We start from the raw sequence: 1,080 nt of genomic DNA on the forward strand, positions 1-1,080 counted from the left end.
TCTGCGCCATTGGCTGTCGCCCCTGCAGATGATGATAGCCAGCATCTGCATCAGGCGGTTGAAGCATTGCTTGCAGCAGCCCCCGATTTGTTTCAAACCCATGAGGTTGACTTTCGTCATAGCGAACATCGTCAAACTCTTGAATTTCAAGGGTGTTTGCTGACCGTGGTCTATGATTTATTGCTGTTCCGTTCCGATCATGCCTATATCTTGGACTGGAAAACCTATCCCTTGCCCCCAGACACAACCAGTCTGACTCATAATTGGCAAACCCGGCTTTACCCATTTGTGTTAGCCGAAACTAGCCCCTACTTGCCCGAACAAATTTCCATGATTTATTGGTTTGTCCGATCGAAACCCGGCCACCCCCCCCAACCCCAATCTTGGCAATTCGATTACACCGCCGCCCACCATGAATTAATTCGGCAAGATCTAACTCGGGTATTGGCCTCACTCACCCATCACTTAGAAGGCGATCGCCCCAACCCCTCATTTCCCCAGGTCGATGAAGCCTTGGGATATTGCCCTCAATGTCAGTTTGCCTTGCGCTGCCACAGGAGCCCCTCTGGCCAAGCCAGTCAACCCCCGAACGGACTCAAGGTTGACGAAATTGAAGAAGTCATTCTGTGAACCGTGGCGATCGCCCCCAGCCTTTTCCGCTAAGGGAGTTATGGTGTTCTAGCGTTATGGCACTCAACGTCTCGTCCATCATGATTGATCGCCCATGATTGATCGCCATTTATCGTCAATACTTATCGCCAAGGGCGTTTCACTTGGCAACTTGAAAGGCATAACCTGAGCAGTGCAGAGCACTCGTCTCCATCTGCCTCACACCATTTTTGTGGACTTGCATGAAATTTATGCAGATACTTACTGTTTTGCCTGAGTTCGAGATTTTCTTGCAGCCATAAACGAAGTTCGTATCAGCCAACTTGATTTCAGCCAAGGGCATGTCAAGAAATCCTTAATCAAAATTTGAAACGCTTCACGAATTTTGTTAAATTTTATGTATTCTTTAACACTATTCTACCATGCTTAACATCATCCCTATTCCCGCTCCACTGCGGCCTCGCTCTCGGG

At 48.5% G+C, this 1,080-nt stretch carries 1 protein-coding gene; it reads left to right on the forward strand.

Going from position 1 to position 1,080, the window contains the following annotated elements; translation table 11 throughout:
* On the forward strand, positions 1–630 hold a 630-nt coding region (locus F6J99_RS45280; RefSeq protein ID WP_293124051.1), incomplete at its 5' end, for a PD-(D/E)XK nuclease family protein.
* Between the last annotated feature and the right edge of the window lie 450 nt (positions 631–1,080).

This window comes from Moorena sp. SIO4G3 (assembly GCF_010692305.1).
GTDB lineage: Bacteria > Cyanobacteriota > Cyanobacteriia > Cyanobacteriales > Coleofasciculaceae > Moorena > Moorena producens_A.